At 49.4% G+C, this 23577-nt stretch carries 24 protein-coding genes; 11 read left to right on the forward strand and 13 right to left on the reverse strand.

Translation table 11 applies throughout. The features are described from left to right. The first annotated feature begins 147 nt into the window (after positions 1-147). Both M0R47_RS16060 and M0R47_RS16065 read left to right on the forward strand, forming a co-directional pair. Complete coding sequence (locus tag M0R47_RS16060; protein ID WP_292556635.1) at positions 148-816, forward strand: NAD(P)H-dependent oxidoreductase; 669 nt, start codon at positions 148-150, stop codon at positions 814-816. A gap of 747 nt (positions 817-1563) precedes the next feature. Continuing rightward, positions 1564-2148, forward strand: coding sequence for a hypothetical protein (locus M0R47_RS16065; RefSeq protein WP_292556636.1), 585 nt, complete (start codon positions 1564-1566; stop codon positions 2146-2148). A 196-nt stretch (positions 2149-2344) separates the two neighbouring features. On the opposite strand, the gene M0R47_RS16070 is transcribed toward M0R47_RS16065, so the two are convergent. Beyond that, positions 2345-3301 carry an IS5 family transposase gene (locus tag M0R47_RS16070; protein WP_292556638.1) on the reverse strand — a complete coding sequence of 319 codons (957 nt, stop codon included), beginning with the start codon at positions 3299-3301 and terminating at the stop codon, positions 2345-2347. Between the two features lie 685 nt (positions 3302-3986). On the opposite strand from M0R47_RS16070, the gene M0R47_RS16075 reads away from it, so the two are divergent. Then, on the forward strand, positions 3987-4190 hold the full coding sequence (locus M0R47_RS16075; protein ID WP_292556640.1) for a hypothetical protein: 204 nt from the start codon (positions 3987-3989) through the stop codon (positions 4188-4190). A gap of 10 nt (positions 4191-4200) precedes the next feature. On the opposite strand, the gene M0R47_RS16080 is transcribed toward M0R47_RS16075, so the two are convergent. Further along, positions 4201-6441 carry a heavy metal translocating P-type ATPase gene (locus M0R47_RS16080; RefSeq protein WP_292556642.1) on the reverse strand — a complete coding sequence of 747 codons (2241 nt, stop codon included), beginning with the start codon at positions 6439-6441 and terminating at the stop codon, positions 4201-4203. A 16-nt stretch (positions 6442-6457) separates the two neighbouring features. Next, positions 6458-6673, reverse strand: coding sequence for a heavy metal-associated domain-containing protein (locus M0R47_RS16085; RefSeq protein WP_292556644.1), 216 nt, complete (start codon positions 6671-6673; stop codon positions 6458-6460). A gap of 189 nt (positions 6674-6862) precedes the next feature. Between M0R47_RS16085 and M0R47_RS16090 the strand changes: the two genes are divergently transcribed. The 7 genes from M0R47_RS16090 (at position 6863) to M0R47_RS16120 (ending at position 14815) form a co-directional block, all read left to right on the forward strand. Continuing rightward, entirely contained in the window at positions 6863-8062 is a 1200-nt protein-coding gene (locus M0R47_RS16090) for an HDOD domain-containing protein (protein ID WP_292556645.1), read from the forward strand. A gap of 2 nt (positions 8063-8064) precedes the next feature. Further along, positions 8065-8688: a high frequency lysogenization protein HflD gene (hflD, locus tag M0R47_RS16095; protein WP_292556646.1), complete on the forward strand. Its 624-nt coding sequence runs from the start codon at positions 8065-8067 to the stop codon at positions 8686-8688. Between the two features lie 8 nt (positions 8689-8696). Beyond that, entirely contained in the window at positions 8697-9626 is a 930-nt protein-coding gene (locus M0R47_RS16100) for an ABC transporter ATP-binding protein (protein ID WP_292556648.1), read from the forward strand. Between the two features lie 177 nt (positions 9627-9803). Beyond that, positions 9804-10556, forward strand: a complete 753-nt coding sequence (locus tag M0R47_RS16105; RefSeq protein WP_292556650.1) for an ABC transporter permease subunit — start codon at positions 9804-9806, stop codon at positions 10554-10556. Then, the gene (locus M0R47_RS16110; protein ID WP_292556651.1) at positions 10553-11899 is read left to right on the forward strand and encodes a GldG family protein; all 1347 of its coding nucleotides are present in this window, start codon (positions 10553-10555) and stop codon (positions 11897-11899) included. Before M0R47_RS16105 ends, M0R47_RS16110 begins: the two co-directional genes overlap by 4 nt. 92 nt (positions 11900-11991) lie before the next feature. After that, positions 11992-12465: an SRPBCC family protein gene (locus tag M0R47_RS16115; protein WP_292556653.1), complete on the forward strand. Its 474-nt coding sequence runs from the start codon at positions 11992-11994 to the stop codon at positions 12463-12465. A gap of 289 nt (positions 12466-12754) precedes the next feature. Beyond that, positions 12755-14815 (forward strand): AsmA family protein, encoded by a 2061-nt coding sequence (locus M0R47_RS16120; protein WP_292556655.1) that lies wholly within the window; start codon positions 12755-12757, stop codon positions 14813-14815. Positions 14816-14851: 36 nt separating this feature from the next. Here M0R47_RS16120 and M0R47_RS16125 read toward each other — a convergent pair whose 3' ends face one another. The 10 genes from M0R47_RS16125 to M0R47_RS16170 all read right to left on the reverse strand — a co-directional run bounded on the left by M0R47_RS16125 (position 14852) and on the right by M0R47_RS16170 (position 22589). Next, positions 14852-16006 carry a toxic anion resistance protein gene (locus M0R47_RS16125; RefSeq protein ID WP_292556657.1) on the reverse strand — a complete coding sequence of 385 codons (1155 nt, stop codon included), beginning with the start codon at positions 16004-16006 and terminating at the stop codon, positions 14852-14854. A 27-nt stretch (positions 16007-16033) separates the two neighbouring features. Next, positions 16034-16879, reverse strand: coding sequence for a 5-bromo-4-chloroindolyl phosphate hydrolysis family protein (locus M0R47_RS16130; protein WP_292556658.1), 846 nt, complete (start codon positions 16877-16879; stop codon positions 16034-16036). Continuing rightward, on the reverse strand, positions 16879-17073 hold the full coding sequence (locus tag M0R47_RS16135) for a hypothetical protein (protein WP_292556659.1): 195 nt from the start codon (positions 17071-17073) through the stop codon (positions 16879-16881). Before M0R47_RS16135 ends, M0R47_RS16130 begins: the two co-directional genes overlap by 1 nt. 157 nt (positions 17074-17230) lie before the next feature. Continuing rightward, positions 17231-17497 (reverse strand): hypothetical protein, encoded by a 267-nt coding sequence (locus M0R47_RS16140; RefSeq protein WP_292556660.1) that lies wholly within the window; start codon positions 17495-17497, stop codon positions 17231-17233. Between the two features lie 28 nt (positions 17498-17525). Then, on the reverse strand, positions 17526-18878 hold the full coding sequence (gene gorA / locus M0R47_RS16145; RefSeq protein WP_292556661.1) for a glutathione-disulfide reductase: 1353 nt from the start codon (positions 18876-18878) through the stop codon (positions 17526-17528). Positions 18879-18915: 37 nt separating this feature from the next. Beyond that, on the reverse strand, positions 18916-19443 hold the full coding sequence (locus M0R47_RS16150) for a peroxiredoxin (protein WP_292556663.1): 528 nt from the start codon (positions 19441-19443) through the stop codon (positions 18916-18918). Positions 19444-19761: 318 nt separating this feature from the next. Next, entirely contained in the window at positions 19762-20202 is a 441-nt protein-coding gene (locus tag M0R47_RS16155) for a DUF2383 domain-containing protein (protein WP_292556665.1), read from the reverse strand. Between the two features lie 53 nt (positions 20203-20255). Then, positions 20256-20777 carry a hypothetical protein gene (locus tag M0R47_RS16160; protein WP_292556666.1) on the reverse strand — a complete coding sequence of 174 codons (522 nt, stop codon included), beginning with the start codon at positions 20775-20777 and terminating at the stop codon, positions 20256-20258. 16 nt (positions 20778-20793) lie between these two features. Next, the gene (locus M0R47_RS16165) at positions 20794-21195 is read right to left on the reverse strand and encodes a BON domain-containing protein (RefSeq protein ID WP_292556669.1); all 402 of its coding nucleotides are present in this window, start codon (positions 21193-21195) and stop codon (positions 20794-20796) included. A 458-nt stretch (positions 21196-21653) separates the two neighbouring features. Further along, positions 21654-22589, reverse strand: a complete 936-nt coding sequence (locus M0R47_RS16170; protein ID WP_292556695.1) for an alpha/beta hydrolase — start codon at positions 22587-22589, stop codon at positions 21654-21656. 301 nt (positions 22590-22890) lie between these two features. Here M0R47_RS16170 and mtgA point away from each other — a divergent pair, with 301 nt between their 5' ends. Continuing rightward, entirely contained in the window at positions 22891-23535 is a 645-nt protein-coding gene (mtgA, locus tag M0R47_RS16175) for a monofunctional biosynthetic peptidoglycan transglycosylase (RefSeq protein ID WP_292556670.1), read from the forward strand. Positions 23536-23577: the final 42 nt, after the last annotated feature.

A 23577-nucleotide genomic window follows, 5' to 3' on the forward strand; every position in this document is an offset into this window, starting at 1 on the left:
TCTTGGCCTAACATGACGCTCAAAGGGACGTGCCGCCTCATGGCGGTTTTAAAGTTTTGTAATTTATCAAGCTTGGGGCTTCGTTTAGCGTCCGTGAGCGGCACGCCCCTTAGCTCTACGTTAGCTAACAAAACAAGGAGTCCGTTAATGAGAATACTCGTCGTTTATTGGCATCCAGAGCCACAAAGTTTTAACGGTGCGATGTTTCGCACGGCTTGTGAGACGCTTGTCGGTGTGGGGCATGAGGTGAAAACTTCCAACCTGCATGAAATGCACTTCGATCCGGTTTCAAGCCGGAAAAACTTTACAATGATTAAAGATCCGAACTACCTTAAACAACAGATCGAAGAGATGCACGCCACCGAAACAAACGGCTTTTCCGCAGAGATCGAGACCGAGGTGCAGAAGATTGAGTGGTGCGACATGATGATCTGGCAATTCCCACTCTGGTGGTTTGGATTGCCTGCCGTTCTCAAAGGCTGGGTTGACCGTGTTTTTGCGATGGGGCGCATTTACAACTTTGAACATATATACGAGACAGGCGTTTTCCGTGGCAAACGGGCACTGCTTTCCCTGACGACAGGCGGACCGGAAGAGGCTTATCGTAAAGAGGGATTCAACGGGGATATCACGGCAATTTTGCGCCCGATCCAACGGGGTATGTTGCAGTTCGCTGGCTTTGACGTATTGGCACCACAAATCGTGTATGCGCCTGTACGGATGATGGAGGAGCAAAGGAAACAACACCTTACGGACTATGCCGTACGCTTGCAGCGAATTTCCGACGAATCGCCCATTGATGTTGGAGCCCACTAATAATGGGTTGCCTAACGAATAAGGTTAGATTGTGTGAGCGATAGCGAACCACAACCTGAACCGGTTGTTGGACAAGTCCGGTGGAAGTCGGAAGGCCGACTTTATTATAAGAAAATATCTTTTCGGATTTTTTGGGTTGCGGCGAGGAACGCTGTAAGGCGGATTCGCGCAGCAATCCGCCACGAACGGAGCCTTGAGCCTGATCCCCGCTCGGTTTTTTCCAAGCGAGGATTTTTTATGCCCGATTGTAATTGATATTGTGCGTTATTGGCGGTTTGCTGCGCGAAACCGCCCTACAAACTACGAACTATGTGTGTAATCGAACAGCAAATAGCCTGGATGGAGCTTGCGGAATCCAGGGCTTTTGCAGCATTGACTATCCAGCACGGTAGGATGGGTAGAGCAACGCGACTTATAAAGCACGAAGTGAAACCCATCGTATAGGCGAATGATTTTGTGGGTTTCGGCTAGCGCCTCTACCCATCCTACACGCTGAGAAAACTCTACTCTGTAAGGCAAATTCGCCGCTAGACAACCGCCATAACTGCGCTTGACTGTCATCGGCATTGTTGTGTTTATAGGTGCTTTTACGATTGTATTAGCTATTTTGCGTCTATATGCTGTGCAAGTTGGCTTGATGATATTAACCCAATACCTTTCGCGTCAATATGGCGAGCTGCGATAAATGTAACTTCCTATCGCACTTGGTTGAACCCAAAACATTAAATCAGTTTATGGGGCCACCTTATGGATACAAAGCTCATCCTTTTTTTCCTGTATTCGGTTGCGGTGATTTATTTAGTGAACTCTGCTCTCACCGATAAATCAACGCAAACAAACATCAAAGAAGTCTACATGTATTCAGGAACCCTCGCATTGATAGGAATCATTGGCGAAGTGACGGTCAACAGCTTTTGCCGGGCCGTTTTCGATTCGCCGCTCTGGCTCTATCAGGTAGCGCCCATTCATCATGGCGACACCTCGGTGTTTGCGTTTTTTCAGTGGTCGCTGTACGGCTATCACCTTTATTTTGTACATAAAAAGCTTCAGTCTTTTAATCTGAACTATGAAGCCGCTATATTTGCGCTGGTGCTGTCGATCGATGCGATGTCGCTGGAAATATTAACGAATATTTCCAGCAATTTTTTATTAGATACCTTCATTTTTTATTACCTCCCTGGCGATATCGGCCATTTGACCTCTATTTATGTAACTCCTGTTTATCTGCTGGGCGGCATCATACTGAACGAATTCTTTAGAAGATTTGAAAGAGACCCCCTATTTTTCGGCAACTTGGGTTTTTCTATTGCTTTTATTTTTGTGTTTTTATGACGCCGTAAGGGGGATTAATATGACAACTGCTAGGGAAGAGCTGAACAAATCGCGTTCCAGTCACAATTGCCAGACAAGCCGTTTTTTTTGCAAAAAAATGCATCATTTGGCCCCTCAATAAATGACATTTTAAGCGTTTTTCCCGATTTCTCTTCTTCATCTGTCGTTTTCGGGAAACGACAGACGCAGGTTGCCCTCAGGCAGCCATCAGCTGCCGCCTGAGCAGGTAAAGATTGGCCAGCCCCACCAGCAAGTTGACCTGTGAGGCATTTTTCTCCAGACCGCGGTAACGGGTCTTTTGAAAACCGAATTGCTGTTTGATGACCCGGAAAACATGTTCTACGCGTGCCCGGATCGAGGACTGTTTGCGATTGCGCTTTTTCTGACTGGCCGACAGGTTTTTGCCGGGCTTGCGTTTGTCATTGACGCACCAGCGCATGCCCAGATGCCGGGCTCCACGCCGGTATTCATCGCGGGTATATCCGGCATCGGCAAAGACGACTCGATCAGTCTCCCGCAACAGCTTGGGCAATTCAGTGATATCCGCGACATGGGCGGCTGTGGTCGTCACCGTGTGTACAGCGCCGGAATTCACATCGGCGCCGACATGGATTTTCATGCCGAAATACCACTGCTGGCCTTTTCGGGTTTGATGCATATCAGGGTCCCGCGATTTGTCTTTGTTTTTGGTGGAGCTGGGCGCATGAATAATCGTGGCATCGACCATCGTACCTTGAGAAACCAAAAGTCCTTGTTCTTTCAGGTGGATATTGATGGTCTCTAACAGTTTTTCGGTGAGCTGATGCTTCTCCAACAAATGACGGAAATTGAGGATCGTGGTTTCATCCGGTAACGCTTCGGTGACACTGCCAAAACCGGCAAAGCGGCGGACGCTATCAATCTCATAGAGAGCATCTTCCATCTGGCGATCAGAAAAACTGAACCAATTTTGCAGGCAGTGAATGCGCAGCATGCTGGCCAGCGGCATCGGTTGGCGACCGCGTCGTCCTGAGGTCGGGTAGGCAGGCTCAATCAAGGCAATCAGTTTTGTCCAAGGAACGGTTTGCTCCATTTCGCCCAGAAACACCTCTCTTCGGGTCAGGCGTTTTTTGTGGTTATAGTCGAGGTCAACAAAACTGGTTTGATATGACATAGGGGCATTGGCCTTGTTTTGAAGAATGGCTATATTATCCCATACTGAGGGATTTAATCAGCGCTTCCCTAGAGCAATTCTCGGTTATTTAAGATCACTCCCATTGTTAAACTCACTCTATTGAGCAGTAGGCACTTGCAGTGGCATGGACTAGATCCCGTTTGCCGCGCCGAGCACCGGAGCTTTCGCCGGGACAAATCGGCAGGAAAGCCGATTTGCATGCGTAGCACCCGCAGGGCGAGGCTCAGGGATGTGCCGAGTGACTCTTGCCCACAGGGGCGCGGCAAGGAGGCCGCGCGTTGCCAGAGGGCCAAGGACGGCCCTTCTGGCAACCCCCGGTGAAAGCGAGGAGCGGAGGACTCAAGCGGCAACGGGCCGCCTTTTCTTTGGATACTTTCTTTTCGACTGCAAGGATGCAGGAGGTAGGCAGAAAACCGCTCCTGCGTTTTCTGCATTCGCCACATCCTTGTGGTTTAGCAATGCAGGAGCAATTGCCGAGGCGGCGCAAAAGAAAGTATCTCGCCTTCGGGGGCGAGACCCCGACTCAAGCAAGCGTCGCGGTAGCGACTCCTTGTTGCAATAGCGGCACCAAACACAATGTCATGTAAATACAATACGTAATCGGCGCAATTTACGCTCAATACCGGATGAGTTTAAGCTTGACTCCCTATTGAGGAGTGCAGCCATGACAATACAAAATAAAAATAAACTCGATTCGTCCTGGACAATATTTATTGAAACCTTAAGCGATGAATTTACTGCAAGAACAGGGTTCGGGGTATACGCCCATATCTCGCCAACGGATGTCAATCAGGCCTATCATCAATACCAACTCAGCAATGCGCCGATGCGGCTATTCGTCCGGGAATATGTTCGGTCCTATGTTTAGTCGGCAAGAATCACTTGCGTTCGGTAAATCTTGCCCAACGCAAACGATTGGCGTTGGTAACTACAGTCACAGAAGACAATGCCATAGCCGCCCCGGCAATCATTGGGTTCAACAAAATACCGAATAGCGGATACAACAGGCCTGCTGCAACAGGGATACTGACCGTGTTATAGAAAAACGCCCCGATCAGGTTTTGTTTGATATTGACGACTGTCGCCTTGGATAATTCAATAGCTTCCGGGACTTTTAGCAAAGAGCCTTGCAGAATAACCACGTCGGCGCTTTCAATCGCGACATCGGTTCCGGTGCCGATCGCAAAACCGACATCAGCCTGAGCCAGCGCAGGCGCATCGTTAATACCGTCGCCGACCATGCCGACCACTTCCCCCGCCTGTTGCAGCTCTTTAACTACCTCGGCTTTATCTTGAGGCAACACCTGCGCCCGGACTTCGGAAATACCCGCCTGTTCGGCAATGGCATGAGCGGTTATTGCATTGTCCCCGGTCACCATGATGATGCGCACGCCCTGATTTTTTAACACTTGTACCGCTTGTGCCGAATCCTTTTTGATCGGATCGGAAACAGCAATAATGCCGGCTATTTTGTTGTCAACGGCCAGCAGCATCGGCGTTTGCCCTGAAGCCGACAGTTGTTCCAACCGGTCGCTAAAGCGGGTGCAACTAACACCTTGCCCATCCATCAGCGCCTTGTTGCCGAACAGCACGTGTCTGTCGTTAATTGTCGCCATCACCCCATGACCTGCGACGGCGGCAAATTGTTTAGCTTTTTCCAGCTTTATTTGCCTTTGTTCCGCTGCCGCCAAAATCGCCGCCGCCAACGGATGCTCAGAGCCAGATTCGATACTGGCCGCCAATTGCAGCACCTGTTCCTCACTGATGTCGCCGATGGCTTCAACCGTCGATACAGTCGGTTTGCCTTCGGTGACCGTGCCGGTTTTATCGAGTATCAAGCAGGTGAGTTTCCCCGCCAATTGCAAGGCTTCGCCCTTACGAATCAAGATACCGGACTGTGCGGCTCTGCCGACTGCGACCATCACGGAAATAGGCGTCGCCAAGCCCAAGGCGCAGGGACAAGCAATAACCAGAACGGTCATCGAGGTGACAAAAGCATAGCCCAATGAAGGCTCGGGGCCGAAAGCGTACCAAATTATAAATGTCAGCACGGAAACCACGACCACGGCCGGTACAAAAACACTGGAAATCCTATCAGCCAAGCGGGCGATTTCGGGTTTGCTGCTTTGCGCTTGCCGGACGCTTTTAATGATCTGCGCCAATGCGGTATCGCGGCCGATGCGGGTTGCGGTAAATAAAAAGCTGCCGGCCTGGTTCATGGTGCCGGCAACCACTTCCGAACCTACGGTTTTCTCTACCGGCAGCGGTTCGCCGGTCAGCATGGATTCATCAACTGTGGAATGGCCTTCCAGCAGCACACCATCAACGGCGATTTTTTCGCCGGGCCTGACTCTTAGTGTTTCGTCCAAACCGACCTGCTCGATAGCGATATCGATTTCCTCGCCATTCCTGATCACTCTAGCCGTCCGCGGCTGTAAACCGATCAGTTGTCTGATCGCGCTAGAGGTTTTCCCTCGAGCTAAAGTTTCCAGGCCGGAACCGAGATTAATGAAAGCCAGGATCATCACGGCGGCTTCAAAATAGGCATGTTTTGCCAGAGACGGCAAGGTTCCGTAATAATCGATGACAATGCAGGAATAGATCCATGCCGATCCAGTGCCCAAAGCGATCAACGTATCCATGTTAGCCTGGCCCAGCATTAACGATTTATACGCGCCGCTGTAAAAATGCCAGCCTGAATAGATCATTATGCCTGCGGTAATCAGGGCGATTTCCGGCCACACCCATTGACCTGCCGATGAACCGATTTCCGGCAACCAGCCGAAATGTTCGGCGGCCATTAATATAGTGCCGAAGACAGCCGCCACAGCCGCTTTTTTCATCAGCTGCCGGTAGCGTTGCAACTCTTGTTCTTCCTGCTCTGCGGGATCTTCAAACCCCTCCATCACCGCCGCGTCATAACCGGCTGCCTTAACGGCCTGCGTTAACAATTCGGGGGCGGCGTGTCCTTTAACCAGCGCGGAATGATCGGCGAAGTTGACGCTAACTGAAGTGACTCCCTCCACTCCTGCCAAGGCACTCTCAACGGCGCTGACGCAGCCCGCGCAACGCATGCCTAAAATGGATAACCGCAATTCGTCAGAACTCTTTGTATTCATACCGCCCCCTTATCCGTTACGGTGCTTCTACGGTAAAACCTGCACCGGCAATAGCATTAGTGATCACATCCAAGCTGGTTTTTTCGGCATCGAATTCAACGTTCACTTCATTGTTTTTGCTCGATGCATTAACCGACAACACACCCTCGATAGCTTCAAGTTTACTTGTTATATTGGTTTCACAACCGCCGCACTTCATGCCGGTAACGGTTAACGATACAGATTCAGTCATTTCAGTCTCCTTAATGTTGGTAACGCCGCTCTATTGCGACTTCTCTACAATCATGCCTTTATATCATACTCGACTGATGGCCGGTAATCATGGTATAAATCCCGGCATATATGGGGTTGCACTACGCTCTTGTGCCGTTCGGATAAACCCGACCCCAAGCGTTTAAAATTGATACTTTAAATAATTAGAATGGCAGACATTATAATTGGGCGACAGCAGATTTTTGATCAAAAGCTGAATATTTACGCCTATGAACTTCTTTTTAGAGGCAATGACTTTGACCTAAATCATAAGGACGGCGCTACACAAGCCACTAATCAGGTCATTACCGATACCATTTTAGAGCTTGGACTCAATACCATAGTCGGCCCCAACAAGGCCTTCATTAACTTTACGACGCAGAATATCCTCGATAAAACTCCGTTACACCTTCCTAAAGACCGGATTGTTATTGAAGTACTCGAAAATGTTGAAATTGACTCAAGAGTCATCGCCAATTTACAAGAGTTGTCAAAGCTGGGCTATATCATCGCCCTGGATGATTTTGTGTTTTCCGAGGAATGGACGCCCCTGGTGGAGTTAGCCGATATTATCAAGCTGGATATCCTGGAAATGGGCGAGTCTAAAACACGCGAGCTGATTAAACGGCTCAAGCCCTACAACGTGGCACTGCTCGCGGAAAAAGTGGAAACCTACTCCGAGTATCAATATCTCCTCGAACTGGGCTGCGATTATTTCCAGGGTTTCTTTTTCAACAAACCCAATATAGTTTCCGGCAAACGTGTCAGCGTTAATCAGGCGGCAGCCATTCAATTGTTGAACATAGCCAATAATCCGGATGTTGAATTTGAAGACCTGACCAAAATAATATCCCTGGACGTCGGGCTCAGCTATAAATTGCTGCACTATATCAATTCCGCGTTTTTCGCCCTACCCAATAAAATCTCATCCATTAGCCACGCCATTTCCTATCTGGGGCTAAAGGAAATAAAACGCTGGGTAAATATATTGACGCTGGCCTCCTTGTCCAACAAGCCGGAAGCGGTTATGCAAAACGCATTAATCCGCGGAAAAATGTGTGAGGAACTGGCTGGCCTGAGCAGCAACAAATCAGACAATTTTTTCCTGATCGGCATCTTATCCAACCTGGATAGCTTGCTGGATATGCCCTTGGATGAAGCACTCAGCCAGTTGCCTTTAACCGATGACATTGTTGCCGCAATATTGCACAAAGAAGGATTAGGGGGCGAAGCGCTTAAGTGCGTTATCAGCTATGAGCATTGGGACATTTCATCCATATCATTCAGGGATATTGATCAATCCATCATTGGCGATACTTATATTCACAGTATAAACTGGGCGAAAGACGTTATGGGAAATATAAAATAGCTATGCCGTTAAACACAATCACCAACCAAACTATCGCGCTTGCCGGCATTGCCCAGGCAGCGGCACTGGTTCAACAACTGGCAACAACCGGCAGCGCCGACCCAAAGGCTCTTGAAGCCAGCATTGCCAGTCTTTTTGTTAGCGACGAGCATGGCGTTGAAAATGTCTACGGCGGCTTATCAGGTCTAAAAATGGGGCTTGAGCACCTTAACGATCAAATGACCGGCCTCAAAATAGCCAATCCGGAACAGGCGCGCTATGCCGCATCGCTGGTCTTCCTGGAGAATCAGCTTTCCAAGCAGCCGGATATGCTTAAAAGCATTTTCGTCGGAATTGAGCGCGCCCAGAAACAATCGGAGCACTTCGACCTGCTGCATGAGAATGTACTGGCAAACCTTGGCGACATCTATCACACCACTATCAGCACCTTGCAACCGAGAATCATGGTCAATGGTGAGCAGGAATATTTATCCAGGCCCGACATCGTCAATAAAATACGCGCCTGTCTGCTAGCCGGGATGCGTTCGGCCATTCTGTGGAAACGATGCGGCGGCACCCGTTGGAAGTTCCTGTTTTACCGAAAAAAAATCCAGGCTGAGTTACAAGTCCTGCTGAAACGCGTTTAGCGGCCTGAATGACTACCCTCATTGAAGCCGATCATCTAACCCGCTATTACGGCAGCCATTGTGCCGTTAACGATGTCAGTTTTACCTTGGCCAAAGGCGAAGTGCTTGGTTTCCTGGGGTCCAACGGCGCGGGCAAAACCACCACCATGCAAATGCTGTGCGGCAATCTGGCACCCAGCGCCGGACAAATCATCATTAACGGTTACGATCTGCTCGACCAACCCAAAACCGCCAAACTGAGCCTGGGCTATTTGCCTGATACACCGCCGCTTTACAAAGAATTAACCGTGCAGGAATTCCTGCTTTATTGCGCAGGGCTGCACGGCATTGCCAAAAGTTCCGTTAATGCCGCTATTGAACGGGCTCAAGAGCGTTGCGGCTTAACTGATGTCGCCGAGCGCTTGATCGCCAATCTGTCCAAAGGCTTTCAGCAGCGCGTCGGCATTGCCCAGGCCATCTTGCACAATCCTGAGGTTATCGTGCTTGACGAGCCGACGGTCGGTCTTGATCCCATTCAAATCCGGGAAATCCGCGACTTAATTCGGGAGTTGGGACAGGATCACGGCGTCATCCTGTCCACCCATATCCTGACCGAAGTTCAGGAGTCTTGCACCCACGTGCAAATCATTGACCAAGGCCGGCTGATCCTGAACGAAACCATAGCCGGGCTTAACCGGCAAATGGATACCGGCACGCTGCAAGTCGTCACCCGCTTGGCACCCGATATTGACGGTCTATTGACCATCCCCGGTGTCAGCTCTATCGAAAGCATTACTGCAAACCGGGTCATCATCCATCACAGCGTAACCGCCAACCCGGCCGAACAAATTGCCGCACAGATTATCGCCGCAGGGTCGGGACTACAGGAACTGACGCCGGTAAAAAGATCGATGGAAGACATTTTTATCAGCTTAACCAAAGAGCATCGCGAACTATGAGCCTGATTTGTAACTTAAACGGACTAATATTCACCACGAAGACACGAAGGACACGAAGTTTTCATTTCTTCGTGTTCTCGGCAACCGCTCCCTGCGCTGCTCTACCTCCTGCATCCATGCAGTCGTTCGTGTCTTCGTGGTAAAAAGCTTTTTGTAGATTACTAATTTATCATTACCATGATTTTAACCATTGCTTCCCGCGAATTCAGAACCCTGTTTTTATCGCCGATGGCCTGGACGATATTGGCTATCCTGCAATTCATCCTGGCGTTCTTATTTTTAACCCAGGTTGAGGCGTTCACGGAACTCCAACCCAAACTGGCTACCATCGAAGGCGCACCCGGCTTAACCGATATTATCGTGCCGCCGTTATTCGGCAATGCCGGCATTATCCTGTTGCTGGTCACGCCGTTATTAACCATGCGCCTGATCTGCGAAGAGCGCCGCAACAAAACCTTGGCTTTGCTACTGTCCGCGCCGGTTTCCAATATCGACATTATTCTCGGCAAGTATTTGGGCATACTCGGATTGATGCTGCTGATCATTGGATTGATCACCCTGATGCCGTTGTCCTTGCTATCCGGCGCAGAGTTGGATTTAGGCAAATTATTCGCCAATATCCTGGGCTTATTGCTGCTGGTGACTGCCTTTGCCGCCATCGGCCTGTTCATGTCCTGTATCGCAGGCCATCCGACCGTTGCCGCGATGGGCACTTTCGGCGCTTTACTGCTGCTATGGATTCTGGACTGGTCGGTCGGCATGAACGACCACCGTAGCGAACTGTTTGAATACCTGTCGATCCTCAGGCATTTTCAGAATATCCAAAGCGGCCTGATCAGTACGGTCGATATCAGTTATTTTGTATTGTTTACTGCCACCTTCATCGCACTCAGCATTCGCAGACTGGATAACGACCGCTTGCAAAAATGAAAATATCGCCGCATAAACATCAGCAAATCCGCTTAAAAAACTGGGGCATCACGCTGGCATTATTGTGCCTGATTAGCGCTCTGGCCTGGCTAAGCTCACGCTATAGCGTAGAAACCGACATAACCCGGAACAACAGCAATAGCCTGTCCCAGGCCTCGCAAAAACTGTTGGAATCTCTGCCCGGCAAGATAGAGCTTACCGCTTACATAAAAAAAGAACCGGCGCTAAGAAGCCAGATTGCACAATTGGTCGACCGTTATAAGCTCCACAAAGCCGACCTGACCCTGACCTTTATCGACCCCGATTCGCAGCCGGAAAAAGTTCGCGAACTGAATATTGACGCGACAGGCGCCTTTATTGTCGAATATCAAGGCCGCACCGAAAAACTGAACTTTATCGACGAATCATCGCTGACCAATGCGCTGTTACAACTGGCAAACGCCGAAGAACGCTGGGTTACTTTCCTGACCGGCCATGGCGAGCGAGCTCCGGACGGTATTGCCAATTTTGATTTCGGTCAATTCGGCAAGGAATTGGATCGACGAAAAATCAAGGCCCAAGCCCTCAATCTGGCGACCATGCCGGATATTCCAGGCAACTCCGCATTACTGGTACTGAGCGCCCCCGCTGTGCCGTTGCTTGCCGGTGAAATTGAGCTGATCAAACGCTATATCCAACAAGGCGGCAACCTGCTGCTGTTAACCGATCCGGGCAACCGCCATTTGGACGCCTTGCTCCAAACCCTAGGCTTGCGTCAGCTGCCGGGAACCCTGGTAGACAGCAGTTCCAAGCTATACGGCATCAACGACCCCAGCTTCGTGCTCACCAGCAACAATCCGCCCCATCCGATCACCCAAGGCTTCCAGACCATCAGCCTTTATCCGGTTACCGCCGCGTTGGAAATCGGTGAAGAAACGGATTTCAAAGCCGTGGAATTACTTAAAAGCGCAACACAGTCATGGACGGAAACCGGCCCTATCGCCGGCAAAATTCTTTTTGACGCCGACGGCAACGAAAAACAAGGCCCGCTCACCTTTGCCTATGCCCTAACCCGAGACCTGGATAAGCAGAAACAGCAACGCATTGTTGTTGTCGGTGACGGCGACTTTTTATCCAACGCCTATCTCGGCAATGTCGGCAATCTGGATATCGGCTTAAGGATGACCAACTGGCTGATTCACGACGACCGGTTCATCAACGTCCCTGCCAAAATCGCTACCGATAAAAGCCTGCAATTGACCCAGACCAGCGTCGCCGTGATCGGCTTCGGTTTTTTAGTGATCATACCGTTACTGTTAATGGGTACCGGCTTTTATATCTGGCGCAAGCGCAAACAGCGTTAAAGCGAATATGATTTTGCTGTTGGTGCAAAAATTGGGAAAGATTTGGCCGTATCATCGATGTCGCCGGCTCAAAATACCAGCCAACTAATGTCATGAAAATCTATCAACTCTACCGGCAGCAACAGCTCAATCTCACTATCGAGGAAGCCTGGAAATTCTTTTCATCGCCTTATAACCTGAATGACATTACTCCGGTATTTTTCCATGTAAAAATTCTGTCTAAAGTTCCGAAAAAGATTTATGCCGGTTTAATGGTTAATTATCAAATGAAAGCCGTGTTTGGCATTCCGATGGCTTGGTTATCAGAAGTTAGCCACTGTGATGAACCCAAGCGTTTTGTTTATGAACAGCGTATTGGGCCATTCAAGTTCTGGAGCCATGAAGTGTGCTTAACTGAAATAGACAACGGAATCGTGCTGGAGGACATCATGTTCTACGCCATGCCCTTGGGCTGGCTGGGACAGTTCATTAACTCAGTCCTTATCGCAAGTAAACTTGAACGCATATTTGATACCCGCCGCGACTACCTGCAAAACAAATGGGGTAATAATGCTCAATTGGGGTAGATGCAGACTAATAAAGATAATCGCTGCCGGCACTCATGCCCCCCATTCTCCGGCCTTAAACTTAGACAGCTAAAACAGTTTGCTCATCCGGTAATTTAAGCATTTTTTTAGTATTTTTTGAGCTGGGACTTATTGGAAAGCATGGCTCTTTTCTAGATAATTCAAAGGCAACCCATTAGAAAGTTGAACTCAAGGCTTCGAAGACCACGTATTAATAAATAACTCCTGATAGCGATTTCGGTGATCGAATTATTCGTAACCGCTATCCTCTCTGATAGGGATTATTGATATGCCTAATACCAAGTCAATTTCGACCTCTCTAAAAGCAATTCTCCGCTGGGTCGGTATAACTCTCCTGGCTTTGACTCTTGCTGGTTTTGCCGCCCTGTTTCTTATGCCCGGCGATTGGCTGCGCAATATCATTAACAAGACTGGAAGTGCCGCGCTGGGCCGCGAGTTCGCGATCGAAGGCGCTATCGATATTGATTGGGACTGGACGACGCCACAAGTATCTATCGGTAAGGTACGGATTGCGAATCTTTCCGAGAGCAAGAATCCTAATATGGTCGCAATCGACGAGATCGATTTTCAAATCAAAATTTGGAAACTGCTAAAGGCAGAACTGAATTTACCCAAACTCAATTTCACCAAGCCCAAAATTGTCCTGGAGGAATTTTCCGCCACTAAAAAAAACTGGGATTTTCCAACCGGGGATAAATCGCCCGATGACCGTAGCGATTTCCCCGTCATCGGCTTGCTAACAGTGGATGAAGGCAAGTTAACCTACCGGGATCATCCTAAAAAGCTGGCCGTCAAGCTGGATATCGATACGGCTCAAGGCAGCGAACTGGAGTCTAAAAAGGATATGTACAAACTATCCGGACAAGGCATTCTGCAAGACCAGCCGTTCAGCCTTCAGGCTACGGGAGGATCTATCTCCACATTGCGCGACACAGAGAAACCCTATCCGCTTACCTTTAATCTTAAAATGGGCAGTACCCGCATCGACATGGAAGGCACTATCTCTGACCCGGCGAAAATGTCAGGCATGAATGCGCAGCTTAATTTACAAGGCAACAATCTCGCCGACCTGTTCCATCTAACGCAGATACCGCTGCCGCCAACGCCGCCCTATAAATTAAGCGGCCGTTTGCAAAAGCAGGATGAGACCTGGAAATTTCAAAAGTTCAAAGGACAGGTCGGAGATAGCGATCTGTCCGGCGACTTATCTTACGATACTAAACGTGAACCCGGTTTTGTAAAAGCCAATCTGGTCTCGCAGCTCCTTCAAATGGACGATCTTGCCGGTTTCATCGGCGCTACACCTTCGGAGGGAACCTTGTCCCCGGAACAAAAAGCCCAGGCGGAACTTGAAAAAGCCAGTCCTCATTTATTGCCGGATGTTCCTATCGACTTAACCCGACTGCGCGCCACCGATATGGAAGCACGCTTTAAGGGCAAAAAAATCACCGGGACAAGATTCCCGTTCAACGATCTCGACATAGGCTTTAATCTGCAAAAAGGCGTATTGCGACTGGAACCGTTTAATTTCGGGATTGCCGATGGAACCATCAGCGGCAGTCTTGTACTGGACGGGCAGAAAGATGTTCCGCAAGTTCAATCGGATCTATTGATCAAGCGTTTAAGCCTGAAACAGTTCTTCACCGATCCAAAATTTGAATCTTTGGCAGCAGGGCATTTCGGCGGCCAATTTAAAATAAAAGGCAACGGCCGTTCCCTCGCCGAAGTTTTGGCAACAAGCAATGGCCGTATTAGCTTGTTGATGTCGGGCGGCAAAATCAGTTTACTTGTTGTAGAAGCAGCGGGGCTTGACTTAGGCCAAGCCACTCCCCTACTTTTAGGTAAAGACAAGTCTACCGATATTCGCTGTGCAATCGGTGACTTCAAGGTGGATGACGGACTATTGACCTCGGAGATTTTTGTGTTCGACACAACGGATTCGAATATAGAAGGGGATGCACGCATTAATCTAAAAGACGAAACTATAGATGCCGAAGTAGAGAGCCATCCAAAAGATTTTAGTATCGGCAGCGTCCGTACTCCTATTACAGTTACTGGCCGCTTGAAGCAGCCGGATATCGGGCTCGATCCTAAACAACTGGCAGCACGCACCGCTGGCGCTGTAGTGCTGGGAGCTTTTCTTAGCCCAGTGGCCGCGATTATCCCGTTTATCGAGTTGGGCCTAGGCGAGGACAGCGATTGCAAAGGATTAATTGAACAAGCCCGCAGCCGTTCAGGGACTCATCCAACGGCTATCGAACCGAAAGAACAAAAAGAAGGTCAACAAAAAACCGATCCTTCTGATACGACAGACGCTAAAAAACCATAACCACAATGCCAGAACGAATCTGTTGAAAAAACAGCCTTAGCCGGTCGACTTTGCCTGCGCCGAAGCCAGCGTTTTGCGCAATTCTGTTTCGCATTGCTCAAGTTGCACGACGGCTTCTCTGCGCATCTTCTTACCCTGGTCAGCGATCTGTAGACTTTCCTCGATCGTCGCGATCAACGCATCATTGGCTTTTTTGACCGTTTCGATATCGAACACGCCCCGCTCCAGCTGTCTGCGGGTCTCGGCATTGGCCTGCTTCAGACTTTCAGCGTTCGCGGCCAGCAGCTCATTGGTCAGGTCGGTCGCGGCCTTGACCGTTTCCGCCGCCTGCGACGAGCGGTAGATAGTCACCGCGGTCGCCAGTTGCTGACGCCACAGCGGGACGGTGTTGACGATGGTCGAATTGATCTTGTTGACCAGCCCTTTATCGTTTTCCTGCACTAGCCGAATAGTCGGCAGACTTTGCATCGATACCTGCCGGGTCAGGCGCAGGTCGTGCACGCGCCGCTCCAGATCATCGCGAGCGGCGCGCAGGTCACGCAGGTTTTGCGCGGCGATGACCTCATTGGTCGTGCCGACCTGCCTCTCCTGCTCGGGAATGATGACTTCATCGAGCTGGCGCAGCTTTTCCTCACCGGCGGCGATGTAATCTTCCAGCATATGGAAGTAATCCAGGTTGGCCTGATAAAGACGGTCTAATGATGTAATGTCGGTCAGTAGGCTGGTCTTGTGCCGCTCCAGCTTGTCGGTGATCATATCAATCTGTTTGCGCACTTCTTCATATTGTTGTAAAAACTTGACCACCGGTTTGGCCTTGCCCATCAAGCGGTCGAAAAAGCCCTGCTGTTTGTTCGGATCGAGATTATCGACCTCGAAACCGCGTATCGTCGCCACCATTTCATTCAGGTCATCGCCAGCCGGCCCGATTTCCTTATTTTTAACCCCATCCAGCATGCGGTCCGAAATCGTGGTCAACTGTTCCTGCGCCTTGCTGCCGAAGAAAATGACTGACTGGGTATTGCTGACGTCAATTTCATTTAGCAATTTCTGGACAAGTTGCTTCCTCTCCGCCGACACCTCGGCAAGCGGGGGCATTTCAGCTTTGACGCCGGGAACGATTTCTTTGGTCCCTGAATTATCGGCCGTGCCGGTCATTGTTTGCCTCGTCGAGGATGTTGGCTGTTCACTCATGTTTAAAACCTCTGTTGTGTAAGGGCGTCAAAGAATGCCTTCCCGTTTGAGCTGCGTATTTAAAACTTCAATTTTTACATCCAGGTCAAAAACATCTTCTTCCAGTAGTTTTTGACGCTGCTCCTGAAATACTGTCTCGATCGTATCCAGCACATTGCGGAAATTCTGTTCCAGCTCCCCGGAATGGGTTTGCTGGTGGGATTTGGCGTAGCCTTGCGTCACTTGCAGGACGCCGTCCAGATAGACATTAAGAAACTTGCGTGCACGCCGGTAATCGCGCGGATCGGCGGCAATGTCCGCAAGGATATTGTCGGCCGCTTCGCAAATGCGTTCGAGACGCTTATTTAACTCGGCGTTCCGGATCCGTTCGTTAGCCCGCTCGATATTGCGGATAGTGCGCGCTGAATTCTCAAGGGCTTGCCGGATCTCATCTCCGGAATAGCCATAGGCAGCGGTTATTCTCTTTTCATCGCGGGGATCGAAGCCGTAACTGAAATACATGCCCAGAAAGGCCCCGCCGGCAAACGTCAACGCCACCGGCAGCGAATGTCCCGCACCCAGCCAGGCGATCATTCCGGTTGCCAGCGTGGTGATGATGGCGGCTATCGTTTTTAACGGCTTCGGGCGGCCGGCAATCCGGCTTCGGCCGTAAACGTACTCGGCTTGCAGCCCTTTGCGTAAGCACCAGCCAGCCACCATATACAGTGCAAAACCGGCGGCGTTAACCAGAACATCCAGCACATGGCCTTTTCCCAAGGCGATAAACGTCGCCGGAATCAGCGCAATCGGCAGGAAATACAGCAGCAAGCCTCGCGGGGAATAGGGTTGCAGGGTATCCGAGACGGACTGTTTAAGTTTCTCTAATTGGTCCATTATTCTGCCTGCGAGCGGTTAGCTGAAAAAGTTGCAGCAGAATAAGCGGAACTGGGTGGCTCTGCCTTAACCAATGATTGACAGGTTGCAAGACCAATCGTTGCAACCAATATGATAAAACCGAGCACGTTGCGTAATAGTCCGGGCATTGTTTTTAACTCCCCATCAGCATTAATTGAGTCTTCAGTATCCAACGCTGCATTTCGACCCAGTTAAACAACCTGAGCTTGGCTTGTGCGGATCTGATTTTAAATTCTAAACGTTGCTTCTATCAACTTCACGTCCCTATTATTGGGGCACCTTTTGAAAATTAAAGCCTTGGCTGATTTAGCCATTAGCGGTGGGTCGATTTCAAGTTGAGGACAATGGGCTACCGCCGTATTTCCCGCTCTGAAGCATTGTCAGCTCCCATTGCTGGGCTAATTCATCGTGCCGTAGTATGTAAATATCGTTTCCGTCTCCGCGCACTTTAAAATACCGGTGTTCGGGAGCTAACCATCGATCGATTACCTGTTCAATTTCAACAGCTTTATTACCCATGAAGAAGCGTCTCGGTGTTTCTTCGCCCTGATAACTGGAATAGCATTCCACACGAATTGTTAACGCTTCCGTATTCATATCATTTTTAACCTATCTACCGGGTTGTTTAAGATACGGCTTCACGCAGTGTCACAAATTCTTCAGCGGCAGTTGGGTGCACGCCGATTGTAGAGTCAAAGATCGCCTTGGTCGCACCGGCTCGAATGGCAACCGCCATGCCTTGAATAATTTCCGGGGCATCCGACCCTACCATGTGCATGCCGACAACCCGATCAGTATTGCGAACCACGATCATCTTCACCAAGCTTTTTTCATCGATACCGGAGAGGGTGTTTTTCATCGGTGTGAAACGGGTTTTATAAACGTCGATGTCCGGATATTTTTCGCGCGCCTGTGCTTCGGTCAGGCCTACAGTACCGATATTAGGCTGGCAAAAAACAGCCGTGGGAATCATATCGTAATCTACCGAGCCCGATTGATCACCGTATAACTTATTCACCAAAGCCATGCCCTCGGCCAAGGCTACCGGCGTCAGGTTGACCCGGTTAGTCACATCGCCTAATGCATAAATTGACGGCACATTGGTTTGATAGTCCGCATTGACTTTGATGGCGCCTTCACTGTCCAGCTCAACGCCAAGCGCCTCCAGACCGAATCCGGTTGAATTCGGCGTTCTGCCCGTGGCATACATCACCCTATCGGTATTGACTTTACTGCCGTCGATAAGCCGCGCCGCAAAGCAATCGGCTTTGCTTTCGATGGCTTCAATATCGGTATTAAGCAGGACATTAACGCCTTTTCTGGTCATTTCATGGACCATAAAATCACGTATATCCTCGTCAAAACCGCGAAGCAGTTTGTGCCCGCGATGACAAAGCGTGATATTTACCCCAAAGCCATGAAGAATGCTGGCAAATTCCACCGCAATATAGCCGCCGCCAACGATAACGATACTTTTAGGCAGTTGCGTGAGGAAAAACATTTCATTCGAGGTGAGAACATGTTGTTTACCGGGTATATCCGGGACAGACGGCCAGCCCCCGGTGGCAATAACGATGCGTTCGGCGCTGTATTTCTGCTTATCGACAACAACGGTATGAGCGTCAAGCAAATGCGCCCTGCCCGTGATGATTTCGGCGCCCGACTGTTGCAGCTGGTTGCCGTAGACAGCTTGCAGCCGCCCTATTTCCTGATTTTTATTCTGGATCAAACTGGGCCAACTGAAAGTTGATTTGCCAACCGTCCAACCATAACCTGATGCCGCCTGAAAGTGGTCTTTGAATTGGGAGGCATAGACTAATAGCTTTTTAGGCACACATCCCACATTGACGCAGGTGCCGCCTAAATACCGCTCTTCGGCAATGGCTACCTTGATGCCATAACCCGACGCCATACGCGCCGTGCGTATTCCACCCGAACCTGCACCAATTACAAACAAGTCGTAGTTATATTGAGTCATAAAACTCCTGGTTTGTAACTAAATCCGGCAATGCGTTTTATTTGTTATGTTGTAAGTAATCCAGCATGGTATCAACATCGCTTACAGCAAATGGATCATCGGGGCAATTATCAACCTGGCCCGGCTCGCTGAATATTTTGATAATCTTTTTATCATCGACAAGCATTGAATAACGCCAGGAGCGGGAGCCAAAACCCAGGTTTTCTTTTTTTACCAGCATATTCAATGCGCGGGTAAAATCGCCATTTCCGTCGGGCAGCATTTTTACATGCTTGATGCCCAGATGTTTGGCCCATTGGTACATGACAAAGGCATCATTAACGCTGACGCAATAAACTTCATCAATTCCCAGGTCAATGAGTTGTTGATACTTGGCATCGTATCCAGGCAAATGCTGGCTTGAACAGGTAGGGGTGAAGGCGCCCGGAAGAGAAAAGACCACAACTTTTTTTCCCTTAAAAATATCATCGGTGCTGACATCCTGCCAGCGAAACGGATTGTCGCCGCCGACACTTTCATCGCGGACACGTGTTTTAAAAACCACATCAGGTACTGTTGAAAGCATGTTTAAGCTCCTGGATATTAGTTTGCAGGATCGAAATAGAGAACCCCAACTCCATAAATCAGCCGAGTTTTTAATTTGGCTTATGTAATTCAAATTTTATGACCGGCCATCTATTCTCAAGACAACTTAAGGCAAACGCGCAGATACTCTCACTGTCGTAGATGGGGATTTAGCTGTCGCAGTACGAACTACCTGCTAAACCTCTGTTGGCATTCATAGCACAGGACAAGCCTCGGCTTTTCGGGGTATCTGGGTTCCGGCAATCCCTGCCGGAACGACGGCTTATTGTTAACTTAATGTGCTGCTAAGGCTGGAGATTTAGGCAGCCGCATCATAAAGCCGATCCAAAGTGCGTATATGCGATTGTTGAGCGGGCAGCAACTTTGTTTCTATCAATGAGCGCACATCTGCCGGCAGATCGGGATCTTGCAGCGCTTCTTCATAATCATCTGCGCCGGTTTTTTCGCCTTGCTGCAAAGCCATCAATGCGGCTTTTTGACCCAACAAATTTGCGCCGCCCTGGACTATCTCCGACCAAGTACCCCAGACTCCTGAGTCCTCAGTGGGCGTTCCTCCCAATTGAACGGCCCGTTCCTGTAAGCTGGAAACAGCTTCTTTATGGTCTTCATAGATAGGCTGTAAATAGTCTGCTGAGCCGAGCGAGGCATCTTCCCGAAACTTATCCAATACCTGTTGATAAGTTTCTTTGGCTGCCAATTCATCCTTCAGCAGTTTGTCGATTGTGTCAATGTTATGCATGATAAAACTCCTCTCGAATTATTTCTTAATTACAAGTAATAGCGCCATCAAACTCAATGTTTAACCGACTCTTCCTCAGTCGAAGAGATATCTTCCGCATGAGCCCGCTCGAAGATTTTTTTCGCCTTGTCACGTTCGTCACTGTTATCGGTATGAACGGAAATCAAGGTGTTGCCTCCCCTGATTTTTTCTTCATAACGCTTGGCCTCATATTCAGGAATTCCAAGCCCGATCAAGCCTCCGGATAAACTTCCGGTGGCGGCGCCTACTGCCGCACCGCTCAATGCTCCCATAATTGGGCCTGCCGCGATCAGCGGACCCACTCCTGGAATAGCCAGAGAACCTATTCCGGCCAGCCATCCGAGCACAGCGCCAGTGCCTAAACCTACTGTTCCACCGATAGCGGCGCCTTCCGGCATCTTGGTGTGCTTTTCATGGGCAAAATCCCTGGTAGTGGATTTGTCCGGAAACAACACCGATACGTCATTATTTGAAAAACCGGCTGCCTTCAGCTCAGAAACAATGGTTTCTGCCTGATCGACGCTTTGAGCGATACCAAAAACTGCTTTAGTCATGACATTCTCCCAGGCCTTATGGCGCTTTAACTTCAAGTTGATTATCTACCCGCATTACGCCAGGCGTCTGTGTGGCGATTTGTTGCAATCTCATGCTTTCAGCTTGGCTATCAACAGGTCCGCGCAAGGTTACTACCCCGTTACGGGTGATGATTTTTGCATTGTGCGCATTGACCGACAGCGAATCATCATCGGTCACGACTTTACGTATGTCAGCCGTGACTTTGATGTCACTTTCTGTTTCTTTTTGATCTTCCGGAGTTAAGGTAGTGTCGTCCTTATCCCGAACATTACGTTTGGTATTTTCCGACGTGCCGGCAGCCAAATAGATGGCATCATTTTGTACGGCTTGGACACTGCCGGCCATCAATACTCCGCCCGTTAAAGTGAACATAACTAATAATATTCGTGTACACATAGCGATCTCCTTAAAAGTTAAGTGTTCTTTTCAATGTAATTAAGTGGCGCTTAGCCTGCTTTATCCTTGAATCAATGAATGCTGATTCACTTTATCTGACGATGGTATCGGTAATGAGCGTGCAATTAATCCGCTGTTGCCCTATAAAATCTGTTATCGCAGGCGACGACTAGGCTGACGGTCTAGCGGTTTTAACAAACGGCTTCAAGGAAAAACCAGCCCATTGACTTTGGCTTACATTCAAACATGCAGTTTAAAGCCATGCCGATGCAAGTTAATAAGTACTATATTGGGAAAGCTTGTTAGAGTCGGTGCGGTGTCGCACACATGATGAACTGTTTCATCTGCCTCCAGGCTTAAAGCCCGGCTGAAGTGCTCAAATGATACAGAGGCCTTCCAAAAGATAGCCAACAACAGGATATGATTCAGAAGAGATACGGCGAATCAGGCGCTTAGCGTTAACGGCTGCTTAATAATTGCCGAGCCCGATTATCCGCGCCTGACGGGAGTTTAGCCGGGTTGACGTTAATCCAGGCTTCTATGTCTTTCCATGTGGTAGGAGCTTGCAAATCGCGCAGCAGCATGTGGTAACCGTGTTGGTAAATCGCTACGGTTGTCGCTGTCGAATTGGTCTCAAGAAACCGCTGCAAGAACGCGTAAGTCGGCTCCTTGGGAATAATTTCATCCTTTTCGCCGTACAGCATCAGGGTATTCCCGCGTAGTAATGACGCGCTGCTAAATGCCGCATCCATCAAGTCGGTTAACCCGTACACCGTTTCCACACGGGTTGACTTGATAACCAACGGATCGCGGCCCAGTGCGCGGAGCATGTCGGTATTATCCGATGCCACCACGTGTACGCCCTCCCCTGTCAAAGTCAGCCAGGGCAAGCTGTGCGCCAACGTCCAAAGCAAGCTGGTTTGATACCAGGGCATGGTTGACCGGGCCCATAACGCAGGAGCGGCGAGGATAATGCCGGCAACTTCCGGCATATCGCTACGGCTCATGGCGGTGATGACTACCGCACCGCCCATGCTTTCTCCGAGCAAATAAACCGGGCGTTTCGGGTAGCGCTGTTTGACCAGCCGCACCAAAGCCTGTAAATCTTTGCTATAGGTCTCTGCTCCGGCCCATAACCCGCGCTTTGGCGCCAAGCCGAAACCGCGTTGATCATAAGCGAAACAGGCAATGCCCTGTTTGCTGAAATAGGCTCCCGGCATATCGAAAAAACGGCTGTAGTCGTTAAACCCATGCAGCGCGATAATGACCGCACGCGGTTCGGTTTTCGGCAACCAATGACGCAATGGCAGACTTGCCCCGTCTTCAGTGAGGAAAATGTTCTCGCCAAGTTGAGCCGCACTGTTTTTTACGCCAAGCGGATAAGTCATCGGCATACAACCGCTTAGGGTAATGGGCAGCAAAAGAGCAGCAATCAGAGTGGATCGGAGTTTCATACGGTTAAGTCGAATCTGTGCGAAGAGTTGTCATTATATACTCGGCTTTCAGCAAATTCCGGCGGAATTGTCTGAGGCTATTCAAGCTTGGGTAAAGGCTTTATCATATACATAATAACAGCGCAAAATCTTAAAGCTGCCCCCCACCATTCATAATCCCAGTACCTTGGCAAGACGACCCCATTATTCCAGCCGCAAAAAGCTTTCCTCATTATCCATCAAGGCAATACTGCGGAAAACCATGCTTTATTTGCTGGTTACCTTTCTGGCTTCATCAATCGGCCTGTGCGTATTGTTACGTTGGTTGCCTGCGCCTACGTCGGCGTTTATGGTGTATCGGCATTTTGAAGACTTAAAGGACGACGGCGCGTTCAGGACGATTAAATATAGCTGGACCGGCGCAAAAAAAATATCGCCTTACGCCGCTTCGGCCGTTATCGCAGCTGAAGACCAGCGATTTTTCCAACACTCAGGGTTTGATTTACATTCCATTCAATCGTCTATCGACACCTATATGGATGGCGGACGGCTTAGGGGCGCGAGTACCATTTCCCAGCAAGTCGCTAAAAATTTATTTTTAACGCCGTCAAAAAGCTTTATCCGCAAGGGACTGGAGGTCTGGTTCACGGTATTGATCGAGATGTTATGGAGTAAAGAGCGGATACTGGTGGTTTACTTGAATATTGCTGAATTCGGCGACCATCTGTTTGGCATAGAAGCCGCCAGCCAACACTATTTTGGCATCCATGCCAATCAAATCAGCCGATCTCAAGCGGCATTATTGGCCGCAACCTTGCCTAACCCAATCCTGCTGCGAGCGGCTCAGCCGTCGAGCTATTTACTTAAGCGGCAACACTGGATACTCCGGCAAATGCAAAATCAGTGAGGCTTTTTAATGCCTGTGTCTGGTATAATTTAAGATTAATAT

Source organism: Methylobacter sp. (assembly GCF_023227905.1).
In the GTDB taxonomy this organism is placed as follows: Bacteria; Pseudomonadota; Gammaproteobacteria; order Methylococcales; family Methylomonadaceae; genus Methylobacter_A.